17 protein-coding genes are annotated in these 16,948 nt (G+C 73.1%); 4 read left to right on the top strand and 13 right to left on the bottom strand.

Features of this window, described 5'->3' with window-relative positions; genetic code table 11:
- Positions 1–16: 16 nt before the first annotated feature.
- The 3 genes from AC54T2_RS09940 to AC54T2_RS09930 are packed head-to-tail and all read right to left on the bottom strand — an operon-like array spanning position 17 to position 1,995.
- Complete coding sequence (locus AC54T2_RS09940; protein WP_489976507.1) at positions 17–589, bottom strand: P-loop NTPase family protein; 573 nt, start codon at positions 587–589, stop codon at positions 17–19.
- Positions 582–1,427, bottom strand: a complete 846-nt coding sequence (locus AC54T2_RS09935) for a PHP domain-containing protein (RefSeq protein ID WP_489976506.1) — start codon at positions 1,425–1,427, stop codon at positions 582–584. Before AC54T2_RS09935 ends, AC54T2_RS09940 begins: the two co-directional genes overlap by 8 nt.
- A 1-nt stretch (position 1,428) precedes the next feature.
- The gene (locus AC54T2_RS09930) at positions 1,429–1,995 is read right to left on the bottom strand and encodes a histidine phosphatase family protein (RefSeq protein WP_186341479.1); all 567 of its coding nucleotides are present in this window, start codon (positions 1,993–1,995) and stop codon (positions 1,429–1,431) included.
- 50 nt (positions 1,996–2,045) lie between these two features.
- Between AC54T2_RS09930 and AC54T2_RS09925 the strand changes: the two genes are divergently transcribed.
- Positions 2,046–3,236 (top strand): MFS transporter, encoded by a 1,191-nt coding sequence (locus AC54T2_RS09925; protein WP_496666077.1) that lies wholly within the window; start codon positions 2,046–2,048, stop codon positions 3,234–3,236.
- 14 nt (positions 3,237–3,250) lie between these two features.
- On the opposite strand, the gene AC54T2_RS09920 is transcribed toward AC54T2_RS09925, so the two are convergent.
- A complete protein-coding gene (locus AC54T2_RS09920) occupies positions 3,251–3,436 on the bottom strand; it encodes a DUF5302 family protein (RefSeq protein WP_489976503.1) in 186 nt (61 codons plus the stop codon).
- 67 nt (positions 3,437–3,503) lie between these two features.
- Positions 3,504–4,316 carry a class I SAM-dependent methyltransferase gene (locus AC54T2_RS09915; RefSeq protein ID WP_186341477.1) on the bottom strand — a complete coding sequence of 271 codons (813 nt, stop codon included), beginning with the start codon at positions 4,314–4,316 and terminating at the stop codon, positions 3,504–3,506.
- Between the two features lie 36 nt (positions 4,317–4,352).
- On the opposite strand from AC54T2_RS09915, the gene AC54T2_RS09910 reads away from it, so the two are divergent.
- Entirely contained in the window at positions 4,353–5,447 is a 1,095-nt protein-coding gene (locus AC54T2_RS09910; RefSeq protein WP_496666076.1) for a hypothetical protein, read from the top strand.
- Here the strand turns inward: AC54T2_RS09910 and AC54T2_RS09905 are convergent.
- The 7 genes from AC54T2_RS09905 to AC54T2_RS09875 form a co-directional block, all read right to left on the bottom strand.
- Entirely contained in the window at positions 5,423–6,466 is a 1,044-nt protein-coding gene (locus AC54T2_RS09905; protein WP_186341475.1) for a MaoC family dehydratase, read from the bottom strand. The genes AC54T2_RS09910 and AC54T2_RS09905 overlap by 25 nt on opposite strands.
- A 57-nt stretch (positions 6,467–6,523) precedes the next feature.
- Positions 6,524–7,675 (bottom strand): Gfo/Idh/MocA family protein, encoded by a 1,152-nt coding sequence (locus AC54T2_RS09900; protein WP_496666075.1) that lies wholly within the window; start codon positions 7,673–7,675, stop codon positions 6,524–6,526.
- Between the two features lie 30 nt (positions 7,676–7,705).
- Positions 7,706–8,548, bottom strand: a complete 843-nt coding sequence (locus AC54T2_RS09895) for a sugar phosphate isomerase/epimerase family protein (RefSeq protein ID WP_496666074.1) — start codon at positions 8,546–8,548, stop codon at positions 7,706–7,708.
- Positions 8,549–8,649: 101 nt separating this feature from the next.
- Positions 8,650–9,900, bottom strand: a complete 1,251-nt coding sequence (locus AC54T2_RS09890; protein WP_496666073.1) for a substrate-binding domain-containing protein — start codon at positions 9,898–9,900, stop codon at positions 8,650–8,652.
- Positions 9,900–11,009 carry an ABC transporter permease gene (locus AC54T2_RS09885; RefSeq protein WP_496666072.1) on the bottom strand — a complete coding sequence of 370 codons (1,110 nt, stop codon included), beginning with the start codon at positions 11,007–11,009 and terminating at the stop codon, positions 9,900–9,902. Before AC54T2_RS09885 ends, AC54T2_RS09890 begins: the two co-directional genes overlap by 1 nt.
- Positions 11,006–12,148 carry an ABC transporter permease gene (locus tag AC54T2_RS09880; RefSeq protein WP_496666071.1) on the bottom strand — a complete coding sequence of 381 codons (1,143 nt, stop codon included), beginning with the start codon at positions 12,146–12,148 and terminating at the stop codon, positions 11,006–11,008. The genes AC54T2_RS09885 and AC54T2_RS09880 overlap by 4 nt, the downstream gene beginning before the upstream one ends.
- Positions 12,145–13,680 carry a sugar ABC transporter ATP-binding protein gene (locus AC54T2_RS09875; RefSeq protein WP_496666070.1) on the bottom strand — a complete coding sequence of 512 codons (1,536 nt, stop codon included), beginning with the start codon at positions 13,678–13,680 and terminating at the stop codon, positions 12,145–12,147. Before AC54T2_RS09875 ends, AC54T2_RS09880 begins: the two co-directional genes overlap by 4 nt.
- Positions 13,681–13,795: 115 nt before the next feature.
- Here AC54T2_RS09875 and AC54T2_RS09870 point away from each other — a divergent pair, with 115 nt between their 5' ends.
- Positions 13,796–14,983 carry an ROK family transcriptional regulator gene (locus AC54T2_RS09870; protein WP_241005349.1) on the top strand — a complete coding sequence of 396 codons (1,188 nt, stop codon included), beginning with the start codon at positions 13,796–13,798 and terminating at the stop codon, positions 14,981–14,983.
- 32 nt (positions 14,984–15,015) lie between these two features.
- On the opposite strand, the gene AC54T2_RS09865 is transcribed toward AC54T2_RS09870, so the two are convergent.
- Positions 15,016–16,212: an acyl-CoA dehydrogenase family protein gene (locus tag AC54T2_RS09865; RefSeq protein WP_496666069.1), complete on the bottom strand. Its 1,197-nt coding sequence runs from the start codon at positions 16,210–16,212 to the stop codon at positions 15,016–15,018.
- 133 nt (positions 16,213–16,345) lie between these two features.
- Here AC54T2_RS09865 and AC54T2_RS09860 point away from each other — a divergent pair, with 133 nt between their 5' ends.
- On the top strand, positions 16,346–16,942 hold the full coding sequence (locus AC54T2_RS09860) for a hypothetical protein (protein ID WP_496666068.1): 597 nt from the start codon (positions 16,346–16,348) through the stop codon (positions 16,940–16,942).
- The last annotated feature ends 6 nt before the right edge of the window (positions 16,943–16,948 follow it).

Genomic DNA, 16,948 nt, shown 5'->3' with positions numbered 1-16,948 from the left:
CCCCGGGAGCGTGAGGTCAGTCGGCCGGCGCGAGGGTGGCGAGCCACGCCTCCAGGTCGCGCGGCCTGCGGAAGAGGAGCACCGGCGGCCCATCGGGAGAGCCGGCCCAGGCCCGCATTCGCGCGCGCTTGCGGCCGAAGGACCGGAAGTGCCACACGAGGATCGAGTCGCGGCGCAGCATGGCCCGCCACGTCTCGACGTTGCCGTTGCACCGGGGCTCGCGCGTGATCGCGCCCGACGCCGTGCGCCGCACCAGCCGGCCGAACGACAGCCAGCGCGGGTAGTCGAGGCCCACCACGAGCTGGGCGCGCGGGAGCACGAGGTCGAGCCACGCGCCGTACGCCGAGTCGAGCAGCCACCGCTCGTCCGCGACGACCCGCCCGATCACCTCGCGCTGCACCTCCGGGTCGACCGGCACCCAGCCAGGCAGCCAGGTGAGCTCGTCGACCAGCGTCACGGGGTGGCCGGTGCGGGCGCCGATGGCGAGCGCGGCCGTGCTCTTGCCCGACCCGGTGACGCCGTAGACCAGGACGCGCTCGGGGAGCACCGTCGGGGGCCCGGTCGGCGGCCCGGTCGTGGGCTCAGCCATCGAGGGGGTTGCGGGCCAGCGAGAGCAGCCGCTCGTACTGCTCGGCGTCGGTGGTGTTGACGCCGAGGTCGTGGTCGACCTTGCCGAGGCCGTGGTGGTCGCTGCTGCCGGTGACGACGAGGTCGAGGTCGGCGGCGATGCCGCGCAGTCGGGCGCGCACCTCGGGCGGGTGGTCCTGGTGGTCCACCTCGATGCCGGCGAGCCCGGCCTCGGCGAGCGAGGCGAGCGCCTCCTCGTCGAGGACCGTGCCCCCGCTGCGGCCCCACGGGTGCGCGATCACGGCCACTCCCCCGGCGTCGGTGACCAGGCCGATCGTCTCCTCGAGCGCGGGGGCCCAGCGGTTGACGTAGCCGGGGCGACCCGGATCGAGCAGCACCCGGAACGCCTCGGTGCGGTCGGCGACCAGGCCGAGGCGCACGAGCGCGTCGGCGACGTGGGGCCGGCCGGCCGCGACGGAGCCGCCGGCCTCGCGGTGCACGTCGTCCTCGGTGATGTCGATGCCCTCCGCGCGGAGGGCCGCGACGATGGCGGGCGTGCGCTCGGTGCGTCCGGCGAGGATCCGGTCGAGCGTGGCGGCGAGCGCCGGATGCGTCGGGTCGGGGAGGTAGCCGAGCAGGTGCACGCCGCGGTGGCCGTACCTCGTGCTGATCTCGAGGCCGGGCACGAGCGTGATGCCGACCTCGTCGGCGGCGCGGCGCGCCTCGGCCCACCCGGACATCGCGTCGTGGTCGGTGAGCGCGACGACGTCGAGGCCGGCCGCGGCGGCCTCGCGCACCAGGTCTGCGGGGGTGTCGGTGCCGTCGCTGGCCGAGGAGTGCGTGTGGAGGTCGATCCGCACGTCAGCTGTTCCAGCTCAGGAGGGTGGGGTGCTCCCGCTCGTAGCCGAGGACCGAGATGGTCGAGGTGTCGAGCTTGAAGAACCGGCCCTCCGCCGGTGACTGCTCGAGCCACCGCGCCGTGAGCACGCGCAGCGAGTGGCCGTGGGCGAAGACGAGCGCGCGGTCGTGGCGCCGCGCGCGGGCGACGACGCGGTCGAGGCGCGCCGCGACCTCGTCGGGCGTCTCGCCGCCGGGCGTGGGGTGCGTCCACACGGTCCAGCCGGGCACGGTCTCCCGGACCTCCGCGGTCGTCACGCCCTCGTAGTCGCCGTAGGCCCACTCGACGAGGTCCTCGTCGACCTCCGCGTCGGGGAAGCCGGCCAGCTCGGCCGTACGTCGCGCGCGCCGGCGCGGGCTGGTGAGCACCAGGTCGAACGCCACCTCGGCCAGCCGCGGCGCCAGCGCGGCGGCTGCCGCCTCGCCGTCCTCGGTGAGCGGCAGGTCGGTGGTCGAGGTGTGCCTGCCGTCGCGGCTCCACTCCGTCTCGCCGTGCCGGACCACCCAGAGCTCGGGACCATCGGAGGACATGTCGCGGAAGTCTGCCACGACAGGTGGGGAGGGCTGCCACGATGCTCAGCATGACGACGGTGGGACGGAGCGGGGCGGAGCCCGAGCTGCGCCGGGCGCGCGGAGCGATCTCGGCGGCGTTCGGCGTGCAGGGCCTGGTCTTCATCAGCCTCACCACCCGGCTCCCCCGATTCCAGGACCGGTGGGACCTCGACGAGCTCGCCCTGTCGGGCGTCCTGCTGATGATGGTGCTCCTCGCCGGGGTCGGCTCGCTGGTCGCCGAGCGGCTCGCCCCTCGCCTCGACAGCGCGGTCGTGCTGCGCGCCGGCCTGCTCGTGGTCGCGGTCTCGGTGGCGGTCGTGGTCCTGGCGCCCACCACGCTCGTCTTCGTGCTCGGCCTCGCGGCGTACGGCGTCGGGCTGGGGCTGGTCGACGCGACGGGCAACATGCAGGCGGTGGCGCTCGAGCACCGGCTCGGTCGCGTCGTGCTGCCGTCGTGCCACGGCGCCTGGACGCTCGGCGGTGTGGTCGGTGCCGTCGGCACGCTCGCCGCGGGCGACCTCCCGTGGTCGGCGGTCGCGCTGGTCGCGGTGCTGCCGCTGGCCGCCGCGGTGGCGCCCTTCCTGGCGCGCGACCACGGCGTGGCCGCGAGCGGCACGCCGGTGGACGTCCCGTGGCGGGCGATCGTCGCGGTCGGCCTGGCCCTGGTCGTCTTCTACACCGTCGACACCGCCGCGGCGACGTGGGGGCCGGTCTACCTCGACGCCGTCTTCGACGCGCCCGAAGGGCTGGTCGCCCTGGCCACGCTGCCCTACCTCGTCGCGAGCGGGCTGGTGCGGCTCGCCGGCGACCGGCTCACCGAGCAGGTCGGCGCGGTGCGGCTGCTGCGGGTCGGGGCGGGGGTGGCCCTCGTCGCGCTCGCGGTGGTCGTCGCGGCACCCTCGTGGCCGGTGGCGGTGCTCGGCTTCACGCTGCTGGGCTGCGGGGTCGCGGTCGTCGCGCCGCTGAGCTTCTCCGCCGCGGCGGCGCTCGCGGGCCGCGACGCCGACCCGGCGACCCGCCGGGCGCGCGTCGACGCGGTGGTCGCGCGGTTCAACCAGTTCAACTACGCCGGCGCGCTGCTCGGCGCGGTGATGACGGGGGCGGTCGGCTCAGGATCGCTGCGGATCGGCTTCGCCGTGCCTCTGGTGCTCGTGGTGGCGCTGTTCTGGCTGGCGCGGGCCTTCGCGCCGGCGGACGAGGTGCCCGCCGGCGCGAGGTGACCGTCCACCTCGGGTCACGCGCCTCCGCCACCGGCCTTGCGACGGTGCATCGGCTTGGCGACGTTCTTGTCGTTGACCTCGGATCCGTGCGCCTTCTCGCGCGACCCGGCCGTGTCGTCGGGGTGGTGGTGGCCCTTCTTGCGATCGAGGGCCTCCCGCATCTTCGCCTTGATGTCTGCGTTGGGGTCCTGATCAGCCATGAGGTCCTCCTGGTCGTGACGGTACGGGTGGTCCACCCTGTCAAACCCGACCACGCGGGTCGAGCGGTTAAGGCCGTCGCAGCACGTCGAGCCGCGCGCCGAGCCCGCCCGTCATCCGGTGGACCTGCCAGCGGCACCGGGCCACCGTCACGTCGTAGGCCGCGTCGCCGAACTCCGCGCGGTAGCGCTCCGGCTCGCGCAGCAGCCGGGCGAGGTGCAGCAGCGCGCGACCGGCGGTGCCGTCGTGCTCCTGCGACCACTCCGCCCACTCCGAGGACAGGTCGATGCTGTCGACCACCTCGAGGCCGGAGCGCTCGATCGCGGCGTCGACCGCCCGCGGGTCGGCGGCGGCCGGCACCACGCCCAGCACGTCGAAGAGCCACGCGGCCTCCACGTCGCCGAGCAGGTCGGTGGCGACCACCTGGTGGGCCACGACGTAGCCGCCCGGGCGCAGCACCCGGGCGAACTCGGCGAGGGCGTCCTCGGGGTGCCCGACGTGCACCATGGCGTCGCGGCACCAGACCAGGTCGAGCATGCCGTCGCGCACCGGCAGGTCGGTGGCGGTGCCCCGCTCGAAGGCCAGGCGTGAGGCGATGTCGGGCACGAGGTCGCGCCGGACGGCGCGGGCGTGGTCGAGGTGTCCTTGGACGACGTCGAGGCCGAGCACCCGGAAGCCGAAGTGGGTGGTCAGCCGGACGGCGTGGTCGCCGTCGCCGCACGCGACGTCGACGACCCGGCTGTCGGGCGGCAGGCCGAGCTCGCGGACCACCTGGAGCAGCATCGAGGGGTCGCGCGGGGCGAGGCTCTCGTCGAGCCGGGCCTCGAACGCCGTCTCGGTCCGCCGGTCGATGTCGTGGAGGAGGTCGCGGTCGCGGTGCACGGATCGAGTCTGCCGTGACCGAGTAGGGTCGCCCGCATGGCTCGCCGTGTGTTCCTCCACGTCGGGACCGCGAAGTCGGGCACCACCTTCCTCCAGGACCTGTGGTGGCGCCACCGCGACGAGCTGTGCACCCGCGGGCTGCTGCTGCCCGGGCGCCGCCGTGACCACTTCGCGGCCGCGGCCGTGGTCAAGGGCATGTCGACGGTGCTCGACACCCTCGACGCGCGCGAGCTGGGCGCGTGGAGTCGGCTGGTCGAGGAGACCCGCGAGTGGCCCGGCGACGCGCTGGTGTCCAACGAGCACTTCTCCGACTCGCCGCACGGCGCCGCGGCGGCCGCCCTCGCCGACCTGGCCGGCGCCGCCGAAGAGGTGCACGTCGTCGTGACCGCCCGCGACCTCGGCCGGGTGCTGCCCTCGGCGTGGCAGCAGCGGGTCAAGATGGGCGCCCGCCAGCCCTACCGGCGCTTCCTCGCCACCGTGCGGCGCGGCGAGGGCGACCAGAAGTTCTGGCGCTACCAGGACGTGCCGGCCATCCTCGCCCTGTGGTCCGCCGGCCTCCCCGGCGAGCGGGCCCACCTCGTCGTCGTGCCTCCTCCCGGGGCACCGCGCGAGGAGCTGTGGCTGCGCAGCGCCTCGGTCCTCGGCGTCGACGTCGCGGGCCTCGCCACCGAGGCGCGACGACCCAACGACTCCCTGGGTCTCGTCGAGGCCGAGCTGCTCCGGCGGGTCAACGAGCGCCTGCCGCGCTCGCAGCGCTCCCCCGCCCTGACCCGCCACGTCAAGGCGACGTTCGTGCCGCGGGCGCTCGCCGGCGCGGCGCCCCGCGAGTCGTTCGTCCTGCCCGCGCGCCACCACGGGTGGGTCCGCGAGCGGTCCGAGGCGACGGTGGCCGACCTCCGATCGCGGTCCTACGACGTCGTCGGCGACCTCGACGACCTGCTGCCCGCCGACCCGCGCACCGGTCGTACGCCCGACGACGCGACGGACGCCGAGCTGCTCGACGCCGGTCGCACCGTCCTGGCCCGGCTCGGACTCGACCCGGCCGGCTCCCTCGACGACGCGCTCGACGCGATCGCGGCCGACCTGCTCCGCACCGGCGGCGGGCCTCAGCGCGGGACGAGCGCCCAGTAGTCCAGGTCGAGCAGCACCCCGTCGGTGTAGGCGCCGTCGTCGCCGCGCAGCGTCATCGACTCGTCGCGGCCCTTGGTGGCCACCAGCCGCAGCCGCAGCGCCCCCACGCCCGGGGCGTCGAGGACGGCCGTGTCGAGCACCTCCGACCACGCGTGCACGGTGTCGCCGGCGAACGCGGGTGCCACGTGGGCGCCGGCGTTGATCGCGGCCACGAGCTGGGCGTTGGCCAGCCCGTTGAACGACAGCGCCCGCGCCAGCGAGATCACGTGGCCGCCGTAGACCAGGCGCCTGCCGTCCGGGCGTGCCTCGGTGCTGAAGTGCACCTTGGCGGTGTTCTGCCACAGCCGGGTGGCCATCATGTGCTCCGCGTCGGTGAGCGTCACGCCGTCGACGTGGTCGATGCGCTCGCCCACCTCGTAGTCGCCGAGCCGGTGCGGCTCGCCCGCAGCCACCACGTCGTACGACGAGAGATCCAGGCCGGCGGGCACCACGAGGTCGCCGGCATCGACCGCGCCGGCCAGCGCCGGCACCACGGTCTCCGGGGCCGGGGAGTCCGCCGAGCGCTTGTGCACCATCACCCAGCGGGCCCAGTCGACGACGACCTCGCCGCGCTGGTTGGTCGCGGTCGAGCGCACCCACACCACGCCGGTCCGCCCGTTGGAGTTCTGCTTGAGGCCGATCACCTCCGAGCGGGTGCGCAGCGTGTCGCCCGGCACGACGGGCAGGTGGAAGCGGCACTCCGCGTAGCCCAGGTTGGCGACGGCGTTGAGCGACACGTCGGGCACCGTCTTGCCGAAGGCGATGTGGAAGGCCACGAGCTCCTCGACCGGGTGGGGCGCCAGCCCGACCGACGCGGCGAACTCCGCGGACGAGGGGACCGCGAAGCGGGTCGGGTAGATCGCGCCGTAGAGCGCCCGGTCGCCCTCGGTGACGGTGCGCGGGGTGGCGTGCTCGATCACCTGCCCGACGGTGAAGTCCTCGAAGAAGCGGCCGGGGTTGGTCTTGACCTGCGTGCCCATGCCGGACATCGTGCCGCAGCCGTGGCGCCCCCGGCGGCCGCGCTCACGTGGGATCCGTCACGCGTCGACGTCGACGCAGCTCCCGCCCCGCGCCGCGCTCTCCTCGATCGCGGCGAGCACGCGCTGCACGGCCAGGCCGTCCTCGAACGACGGGGTGGGCTCCTCACCGGCCGCGAGGGCGGCGAGGAGGTCCGCCGCCTGGTTGGTGAACGTCGCGTCCCAGCCGAGCACGTGGCCGGGCGGCCACCAGCCGTCGATGTAGGGGTCGTCCTGGTCGGTCACCAGGACGCGGCGGAAGCCCTCCGAGCCGTCGAGGCAGAGGTCGAGGTGGTTGAGCGACTCGAGGTCGAAGCGCAGGGCGCCGTTGCTGCCGTAGACCTCGATCCCGAGCGCGTTCTTGCGGGCGGTGGCCATGCGGGTGACCTCGAGGCTGACCACGGCGCCGCCGTCGGTGCGCAGGGTGCCCCACGCGGCGTCGTCGACGCTCACCTCCTCGGGACCGTCGACGCCCTGGCGCTCGCGCACGAACGTGTGGGTCAGCGCATTGACCGCCGTGACCTCCTGGCCGAGCAGGAACCGCACCTGGTCCACGGCGTGCGAGCCGAGGTCGCCGAGGGCGCCCGACCCGGCGAGCTCGCGGCGCAGCCGCCAGGTCATGGGCGCGGCGTCGTCTGCCAGCCAGTCCTGCAGGTAGGACACGCGCACCTGGCGCACGTCGCCGAGCCGGCCCTCGGCGATGTGCCGCCGCGCGAGCACCAGCGCCGGGACGCGCCGGTAGTTGAAGCCGACCATCGAGTGCACCCCGTGCTCGCGGGCGGCTCGGGCGGTGGCGACCATCTTCTCCGCCTCGCCCAGGGTGTTGGCGAGCGGCTTCTCGGCGATGACGTGCTTGCCGGCCTCCAGCGCGGCGATCGCGACCTCGGCGTGCAGGTGGCCGGGGACGCAGACGTCCACGATGTCGACGTCGTCGCGCTCGATCACCGCGCGCCAGTCGGTGGCCGACTCGGCCCAGCCGTACTGCCTGGCCGCCATCGCCACCGCCTCCGGGTCGCGACCGACCAGGACCTGCTGGCGCACGCCGGGGGCGCCGGGTCGGAGCGAGGCGACGTTGCGCCAGGCGTGGGAGTGGGCCTTGCCCATGAACGCGTAGCCGATGACGGCGACTCCCGGGGACCCGGCGGCGCCCGATGCGCTGGGGGTGCTGGTCACGTGCTTCTCCTGCCGTGAGGTGGCGGTCGCTCAGGCGAGCGACCGGAGGAACGACAAGCCGTCTCGGGCGAGCTCGTCCTGGGTGGGTGCCAGCGGACGCCAGATGGAGGCGGCCGTGGCGATGGAGGCGTTGTCGGCCGTGAAGCTCTCGATGACGAGCGGGCCGTCATAGCCCACGTCGTCGAGGCCGCACACGAACGCCCGCCAGTCGGTCTGGTCGCCTCCCGGCGCGCCGCGGTCGCTGCCGCAGACCTGGACGTGCGCCAGGTGGGGGCCGGCGGCCCGGATCGCGCCCGCGCTCGAGCGCTCCTCGATGTTGAGGTGGTAGCTGTCGAGCGCGAGTCCGAGGCCGTCGCCGAGCAGCGGCCCGATCGCGTCCAGCGCCTGGTCGACGGTGTTGACCAGGGAGGTCTCGTAGCGGTTGAGCGGCTCGATGCCCAGGCGCACGCCACGCTCGGCCGCGTGGTCGACCACGGGTGCGAGGTGCCGGCGGACGTCGTCGTACGCCGCCCGCCGCGCGTCGGCGTCCATGCGCCACACGCGGCCGGTGGCGGCGTAGAACGGGCCGCAGACCGTCCGCGCGCCGATGCCGGCCGCGAAGTCGATGCAGGCCCGCAGGTAGTCCTGGGTGTCGGCGACGCACGCGGCGTCGACGAGGTCGCGCCCCGGTGCCATCGCCCCCACGACGCACGGCGTCAGGCCGGTCTCGGCGAGCACCTCGGCCACGACCGGGACGGTGAGGTCGCCGGTGTTCTCGAGGGGCAGCTCGACGGCGTCGAAGCCCATCGTGGCGACGTGCCGCAGCAGTCCGGCCACGTCCGCGTCGGTCAGGGGTGAGGTCCAGACCCACGTGTTGACGCCGATCTCTCGCATGGAGGTCCTTCCGGATGCTGGGCAGCGGGGTGGAGGGGACGGACGTCGGTGGGCCGGGCGGCCCGGCCCACCGACGGGTGCATCAGTCGATCATCGCCTGATCAGGGGATCTGGCGCTCCTGCCAGACGTCGGGGTAGCCGACGAGGTCCTCGCCGCCGAACTTGGCGTAGTGGCCGTCGGGCATGCCGTCGTTGGCCTCGAGGTAGTCGCCGCGCTCGTCCTCGGTGATCGGGGCCTGCGGGAGCACCCACTCCCGGGGGACCTCCTCGCCGGCGAAGATCTTCTGCAGCGCGAGGAGCGGGGTGCGCCACTGGAAGTTGGAGTAGACGGGCGCCAGGCCGGTCAGCCCGGTGTCCTCCCACTTGCGCAGGAAGCTCATCTCGTCCTCACCGGTCATCACCGGGTAGTCGGCACCGAAGTCCTCGAAGGCCTCGATCGCCGCGACGGCGCCGTCGCCGGCGTCCATCCAGACACCCTGGACCTCGCCCTTGCCGAGCTCGTCGGTGATGATCTTCTTGATCTCGGTCGGGTCGGCTCCGGTGAAGTAGTCGACCGCCTCGATGCCGTTCTCCTCGAAGAGCTTCTCCGCCGCGGCCCAGCGCTGCTCGAGCACGTCGACGCCGGGCAGGATGCGCAGCGCGACGACCTTGTCGCCCTCCTCGAGGTTGTCGATGAGGAACTCGGCGGTGTCGATGCCCCACGCGAAGCCACCGATCGGGTGGATGAAGGTGGTGGCGCAGTCGGTCTGCACGCCGCGGTCGAAGACGACGACGGGCTTGCCGGTCTCGCACGCGCGCTCGACCGCGTCGGTCATCGCGGCGGTGGAGTTGGGCGAGATGATGAAGGCGTCGCAGTCGCCCTCGGAGATGAAGTAGTCGATGTCGGCGATCTGGGTGTTGTCGTCGTCACCGGCGTCGCGCGTCTCCATCTCGGAGATCACGCCCTCGTCCTGCAGGGCCCTGAGCTGCTGGTTCATGGTGATCCAGCCGGTCTGGCGCCACGGGTTGGAGATGGAGGCGTTGGCGAAGCAGGCCTTCTGGGCGCCCTTGGCCTTGTAGTCGGCCGTGTCGGTCATCTCGCCGTCGATGTACTGCAGGTAGGGCGTCTCGGGGTCGCCCTCGAAGGTCGCCGAACGTTGGTCGAACTGGGTGTCGTAGACCTCCTGGTCGAACCATTCCTGCTCCTCGGCGGGGCTCTCCTCGGAGGCGTCCGGGGACTCGGACGTCTCCGAGCTCTCGTCGGTGCCGGCGGTGGAGTCCGTCGGGTCCTCGGTGCTGCACGAGGTGGCGAACACCCCGAGCAGCAGGGCCGAGGCCACTGCCATCGGCGCGCGGTGGATCGTGTGGCGCATCAGTTGTCTCCTGGTTCGGTGCCCGGTCGGGCAGTGGTGGGGGGTGGTGCGGGTGCTGCGGGGCGAGACGAGGGACGCCGACCCAGCGACCAGGCGCGGGCCGCCAGGGCGACGGCGAGGATGATGATCAGGCCCTGGACGGAGTTCCTCCAGGTCGACTCGACCTCCTGGAAGTTGAGGAACGAGAAGAGCAGCTCGAGGGCGAACGCCCCGGCCGCGGCGGAGAGGAGCCAGCCCCGCCCGCCGCCGAGCACGACCCCGCCGAGCACCACGGCCGTGATCGCCTGGAACTCGTAGCCGGCGCCGACCGAGGGGTGCACGCCGGCGTAGCCGACCAGCAGGATGCCGGCGACGGTGGCCGAGAGCGCGGACAGGATGAACGCCCGCGTCTTGACCCACCACACCTTCGCGCCGGCGATGCCGGCGGCGTCGGGGTTGTCGCCGGTCGCGACCAGCGTGCGGCCGAACGGCGAGCGCATCAGCCAGACGCCGGCCGCCGCGACGGCGACGAGGATGATGACCGAGTAGGGCACCACGTCGAGGACGGGCACGTCCTGGACGCCGCCGCGGCCGATCTCGCGGAAGGCGTCGACCGGGTTGCCGGTGGCGGCGCCCCCGGTCAGGTAGCGCACCAGACCGCCGAGGGCGAGCATCGTGCCGAGCGTGACGATGAAGCTCGGCACCTGCAGGATCGTGGTGCCCAGCCCGTTGACCAGGCCGACGACCACCCCGATGAGCAGCATCAGGCCGATGGCCGGCAGCACGCGTCCCTCGTCGTCGCCGATGTAGTTGCCGGCGATGACGACCTGCGTCGCGATGACCGCGCCCATGGAGAGGTCGAACTCACCGGAGACGATCACGTAGTACTGCCCCATCGCGGCGATCGCGATCGGTGCGGTGCGGCCGATGAAGCGGATGAGCTGCGGCGGCTCCCCGAAGGACGGGTTGACCCACACGACGGCGATGAGGAGCAGGGCGAGCAGGATGAACACCGCCCCGCCCGGGGTCAGCGCACCGCGCAGGATCCGCTGCGGCAGGGAGCCCTCCGTGAGCGGCAGGGTGCGGCCGGCGGCCGTGGCGGCCGGGGAGCCGGAGGTCGCGGTGCTCATGCGGTCTCCTCCTTCGTCGTGGATCCGGTCGTGGAGCCGGGGGCGGGCAGCGTGGGCCGATCGGGGCCGAAGCGGGGTGGCCGGCGTACGACGCTGCGGCGGGCGTAGACCGCGACGGCGAGCACGATGACCAGGCCGCGCACGAAGTCCTTGAGGAACGGGTTGACCTGCATGACGCCCATGACGTTGTCGAGCACGGCGAAGATCGCGACGCCGCCGATGGTGCCGACCACGCTCCCCTTGCCGCCGGCCAGCAGGGTGCCGCCGAGCACGACGGCCGCGATGGACAGCAGGTCGTAGCGCCCCTGCGAGCCGATGGTGGGCAGGCCGACCCCCGTGCGCGAGAGCAGCAGCAGGCCCGCCACGCCGGCGAGGAGCGAGCAGAGGACATGCGCGGCGACCACGGGCATCGTCGTGCGGACACCCGACATGCGGGCCACGTCGCGGTTGCCGCCGATGGCGTAGAGGTGATGGCCCAGACGGGTGTAGCGCAGCATCAGCGTGACCAGCAGCGCGGCCACCAGCAGCAGGATGAACGCCGTCGGGACCACGGCCGCGATGCCGCTGCGGCCGAGCAGCTCGAGCGCGGGCGAGGCGTCGCCGTGGCTGCCCTGGTAGTTGGTGGCGAGGTAGCCGCTGACGATGAGGCCCACGCCCAGGCTGGCGATGAACCCGTGCACGTCGAAGACGCTCACCACCACGCCCATGACCAGCCCGACCAGCGCGCACAGGACGAGGGTGTTGAAGATCGCGGGCCACAGGTTGCCGTCCAGGCCCTTCATCCCGCCGGCAGCGATGACGGTGGCCAGGCTGACGACGTAGGGCACCGACAGGTCGAGGCTGCCCACGAGGATCACCAGGGTCTGGCCGATCGCGATCAGGCCCAGCACGCTCATCGCCGTCAGCACGGCCCAGGTGTTGCCCTGGCTGAAGAAGTTGCGGCCCTCGACCGCGGTCAGCAGCGCCGACGCGACGACGACGACGAGCAGCACCAGATAGATGAGAGCGGTCGAGTCGAGCCGGCGCGCGCCGCGCGGGCGCGCCGCACGACTGCGGCGTGCCGGGTCGCGGGGCTCCCGGCCCGGCGCGGAGGCGGGTATCCGGGCCGGGTCCGGCGTCCGGTCGGTGGTGGCGCTCATGCGGCCTCCTCGCTCGCGGCCCCGGTGGCCATCGCCAGCACGGCCTCCTCGCTCGCCCCCGACGGGAGCGAGCCGGCGAGGGTGCCGTCGCGCATCACGAGGATCCGGTCGGACATGCCGATCACCTCGGGAAGCTCGCTGGAGACCATCAGCACGGCGACGCCCTGACGCGTCAGCTCGCGCATCAGCTCGTAGACGCGGTGCTTGGCCCCGACGTCGATGCCGCGGGTCGGCTCGTCCATCAGCACCACGAGCGGGTCGATGCTGAGCCACCGGGCCAGCACCACCTTCTGCTGGTTGCCGCCGGAGAGGAACTGGACCTCCTGGCCCAGGCTGTGGGCGGCGACGTCCAGGTTGGACAGCACGCCGGGCATGTCACGGCGGGCAGCGCCGGTGCGCCGCGGGAAGACGGCCCGCACGACGCCGAGGGCGTTGTCGAGGATCGACTGGTTGAGCGCGAGGCCCTTGGCCTTGCGGTCCTCGGTGATGAACGCGAGCCGGGCGCGTACGCCCTGGCGGGGGCTGGCCACCTCGAGCGGGGCGCCGTCGAGGGCGATGGTCCCGCGCGCGACGGGGTGCACGCCGAAGACGGTCTCGAGGAGCTCGGTGCGACCGGAGCCCTGGAGGCCGGCGATCCCGACGATCTCGCCCGCGCGGACCTCGAGGGAGACGTCGTCGACGTAGCCGTTGCCGACGCCGGACAGCGCGAGTCGGACGTCGCCCGCGGTGACGTCCGCCGGCTTGTCAGGGAAGTAGGTGGTGAGCGGTCGACCCACCATCAGGCGCACGAGCTCGGCCTCGCTGAGCTCGGCGGCCGGCCGGGTCGCGACCTGCCGGCCGTCCTTGAGGATGGTGATCGTCGAGCAGAGGTCGAAGACCTCCTTGAGGCGGTGGGAGACGTAGAGGATGGCGACGCCACGGTCGGCGAGGCGTCGGATGATCGAGTAGAGGAGCTCGACCTCGTGGTCGGCGAGGGCGGCCGTGGGCTCGTCCATCTGGATCACCTTGGCGTCGAAGCTGACAGCCTTGGCGATCTCGACGATCTGCTGCTCGGCCACCGACAGGCTCCGCACCAGCGTGCCGGCCCGGAGGCCGGACACGCCGAGGCCCTCGAGCAGCTCCTCGGTGTCGCGGCGCATGCGCGCGGTGTCGACCGGGCCGAGGCGGCCCAGGCGCCGGGGCTCCCGGCCGAGCCAGATGTTCTCGGCGATGGTGCGCTCGAGCAGGAGGTTGAACTCCTGGAACACCGTGGACACACCGGCCCGCTGGGCCTGCACGGGGTGGCTGAACGAGACCTGCTCGCCGCCGACGACGATCGTGCCGCTGTCGGGGGTGTGGACCCCGGCGAGCATCTTCATGAGTGTGGACTTACCGGCTCCGTTCTCGCCGACGAGGCCGTGGACCTCACCGGCGAGCAGGGTCAGGTCGACGCGGTCGAGCACGGTGTTGCCGAAGAAGCTCTTCGTCATCCCGGCGGCCGCCAGGGCGGTGTCGGAGGGGGTGTTCGCAAGGGCGTTCGCGGGGGTGTTCACGGGCACGTTCGCAGGCACGGGCCACACTGTGGCACGCGTCACGGGCTTCTGTCGAGAACGTGACAAAAGTGTCTGGTTACGCGTGCAAAGTCGCGCATGTGCTTGACTCCGCATCGTGCGAACCGGCGAGCTCTTCGACCTGCTGCGAGACGGAAGGCCCTGGACCCGTGCCCAGCTGGCCGAGGCGACCGGGCTGGCCCGCTCGACGATCACGGCCCGGATCGACACCCTCATGCGGCTGGGCCTGGTGGCGCCCTTCGGCGGCGCCCGGTCGACCGGCGGGCGCCCCCCGGCGCTGTTCGCGCTCAACCCCACCGCCAAGCTCGTCGTCGGCGTCGACCTCGGCGCCACCCACGCGACCGCGGCGCTGACCGACCTCAACGGCTCGATCCTCGGCGAGGTCGACGCCCGCATCGCGGTCGGCGACGGTCCCGAGGCCGTGCTGTCCTGGGTCGTGGAGTCGGTCCGCGACCTCCTCGCGGCCAGCGACCGGCCGATCGACGACCTCGCGGCCATCGGCATCGGTCTCCCGGGGCCGGTCGAGCACGACACCGGGCGCCCGATCAACCCGCCGATCATGCCGGGCTGGGACCGCTTCGACGTGCCGGCCTACCTCCAGGAGCAGTACGCCGTGCCGGTGCTCGTCGACAACGACGTCAACATCATGGCGCTCGGCGAACGACGCCAGCACCTGCGCGACGTCGACGACCTGGTGCTCATCAAGGTCGCCACGGGCATCGGTGCCGGCATCGTCTCCGGCGGCGTGCTCCAGCGCGGCGCCCAGGGCACGGCCGGCGACCTGGGCCACGTCCGGGTCCCGGGCGCCGACGACGTGATGTGCCGCTGCGGCAACTCGGGGTGCCTCGAGGCCGTCGCGGCGGGCCCGGCGCTGGCGGCCGCGGTCCGCGCGCAGGGTGAGGCCGCGGAGGACGGCGGCGACGTGGTCGAGCTGGTCCGCTCGGGCAGCCGGGTCGCGATGGGCGTCGTACGTCAGGCCGGGCGCGACATCGGCGAGGTCGTGGCCACCATGGTCAACCTGATCAACCCCTCGGTCGTCGTCATCGGCGGCCAGGTGGCGGGGGCGGGCGAGCACCTGCTCGCCGGGATCCGCGAGTCGGTCTACCACCGGTCCCTGCCGCTGGCGACCGAGCACCTGCGCATCGTCACCTCACGAGCCGGCGGCGAGGCGGGCGTGCTCGGCGCCTCGGCGCTGGCGATCGAGCACGTGCTGTCCCCCGACGTCGTCGAGGCCGCCAGCGAGGCGCTGGCCGCGGCCGACGCCGCTGCGGAGACCGCCGGCTGACGCGGCCGCGCCTCCGTCGCCCGCGGCGGGGCTCAGCCCAGCTTGTAGTCCTTGAGCAGGCTGCGACCGATGATCATCTTCTGGATGTCGGAGGTGCCCTCGCCGATGAGCATGAACTTCACCTCGCGCATCAGCCGCTCGATCTCGTACTCCTTGGAGTAGCCGTAGCCGCCGTGGATGCGGAAGGAGTCCTCCACGACCTCGTTGGCGTACTCGCTGGCGACCATCTTGGCCATGCCGGCCTCGACGTCCATGCGCTGGCCGGTGTCCTTGAGGCGTGCGGCCTTGACCATCATCGTGTGCGCGACCTCGACCTTGGTGGCCATCTCCGCGAGACGGAACAGCACCGCCTGGTGCTCGGCGATCGGCTTGCCGAAGGTCTTGCGCTGCTGGGCGTAGGCGATGGCGAGCTCGAAGCCGCGCCACGCCAGCCCGCACGCACGGGCGGCGACGTTGACCCGGCCCACCTCGACGCCGTCCATCATCTGGAAGAACCCCCTGCCGGGCTCCCCGCCGAGGACCTGGTCCGCGCCGATGCGGTGGCCCTCGAAGATCAGCTCGGTCGTCTCGACGCCCTTGTAGCCCATCTTCTCGATCTTGCCCGGCACCGTGACGCCCTGGGCGGTCTCGCCGAACCCGGCCGCCTTCTCCACCAGGAAGGTCGTCATGTTCTTGTAGACGCTCTCGGCACCCTCGTCGGTCTTCGTCAGCACCGCCACCAGCGTCGACGTCGCCCCGTTGGTCAGCCACATCTTCTGACCCGTGATCGAGTAGCTGCCGTCGTCGGCCCTCGTGGCCTTGGTGGACACCGCGGACACGTCGGAGCCGAGGCCCGGCTCGGACATCGAGAACGCCCCGCGCACCTCGCCGGTCGCCATCCGCGGCAGGTACTTCTGCTTCTGCTCCTCCGTGCCGTGCTGGACCAGCATGTAGGCGACGATGAAGTGGGTGTTGATCACGCCGGAGACACTCATCCAGCCCCGCGCGATCTCCTCGACCACCAGCGCGTAGGTCAGCAGCGACTCCCCCAGCCCGCCGAACTCCTCGGGGATCGTCAGGCCGAAGACGCCGAGCTCCTTGAGCCCCTCGATGATCTCGGTCGGGTACTCGTCGGCGTGCTCGAGCTCCTGCGCGACCGGGATGATCTGCTCGTCGACGAACTGCCGCACCGCCTTGAGGATCTCGCTCTGGTCCTCGGAGAGGCCGTCGGTCTGGCAGAGGCGGGGCATGTGATGGCTCCTGGACGCTCGCGGCTGGATCGCACGGAGTCTAGGTCGCCGGCGACGGCCGGGGGCAGGGTCCGGCGCCGAGACAGTCGTCACACGGGACCCGGCCCCGGACGCCCGTGAGAGACTGGCGCGCATGCGACCCATCCGTGTGATCGGACCAGCCCTGGGAGCCTCCCTCGTCCTGCTCGCCGGCGCGTGCGGCGACGACGCCTCGACCCCTGACACCGGCGTCGACCCCTCGTCGGAGACGTCGTCCGCCTCCCCCACCGAGAGCGTGACCCCGGTCGAGCCGATCGACTTCGGCACCGAGCCGGCAGTGTCGCCGCGCTACAAGAAGGCCGCGCTCCGCGCGACCGCCGACGGGCTGATCACGATGGTGCCCTCGACCCTGCCCGACGGCTGGACCGCCGTCGGCGGCGGCTACCAGCCCGACCCGCAGTGGTGGCGCCTGGAGTTCACGGCGCCGGCCGGCGAGGTCGTCCTCGACCAGCTCCCGGGCACCAGCGCCGAGGTGCTCGGCGACCAGCCCGACCTCACCGCGGCCGACGACGTCGACCTGTCCGACTGGGGCACCGGCACCTGGTCGGCATGGGACCACGCCGGCGCCACCGTCCTCGCGCACGACCTCAAGGGCAGCACCGTGGTGCTGCAGGGCCCCGACCTCGAGACCGTCCGCGGGCTCGCGGAGTCCCTCCTGCCGGCCGACGAGGCGGGCGCGCAGGAGGGCTGAGGCACC

The sequence above is a fragment of the Nocardioides sp. Z35_8 genome, assembly GCF_059621125.1.
The sequence above is the reverse complement of the archived record's forward strand: the minus strand, read 5'-3'. Positions and strand labels throughout refer to the sequence as shown.